Source organism: Mesorhizobium sp. FG116, assembly GCF_057809835.1.
The window spans coordinates 1-434 of the sequence record NZ_JBMDKS010000145.1 but is presented as its reverse complement, the minus strand read 5'-3'; the positions used below and the strand labels follow the sequence as shown (position 1 = coordinate 434).

1 protein-coding gene is annotated in these 434 nt (G+C 60.6%); it reads left to right on the top strand.

What is annotated here, in order from left to right; genetic code table 11:
- Positions 1–331: 331 nt before the first annotated feature.
- On the top strand, positions 332–434 hold a 103-nt coding region (locus tag ACODTY_RS24170), incomplete at its 3' end, for a WGR domain-containing protein (RefSeq protein ID WP_488996708.1).

Sequence of the window (434 nt, the reverse complement as noted above, 5' to 3'; positions counted from 1 at the left end):
GACTGTATCCGCCGTCAGCCGGGCAAGGCTCTGGGCATCTGTACGTGCCTGGCCCTGACCTTGGCTTGGAAATGGAGGGGTATCCCTTCGCTGCCACGATGGTCGGTCGATCCGGCCTGAGTGGGACCGCGAGAGGGGGCGGCACCCGCATGGGCGGAGACCGCTTGCGGGCTCCGTGAGCGTAGCGAATAGCACCCGGTCGGCCGTAGGCCGGCTCGCCCAAGCCGGACCGACAATCCGCCAGCCATCCATCATCACCATGAATCGGTCGCGACGGATCGATTCATAAGTCTCGTTGGACGTCAGATATGGGACAGTGGAATGTCACTCCATGCTCGTTCAGCCTTACCAGCTCTATATCGAACGCACGGATTCGAAAAAGAACATGGCGCGCTTCTACGCGCTGTCGATCGAATCGACTTTGTTCGGAACAC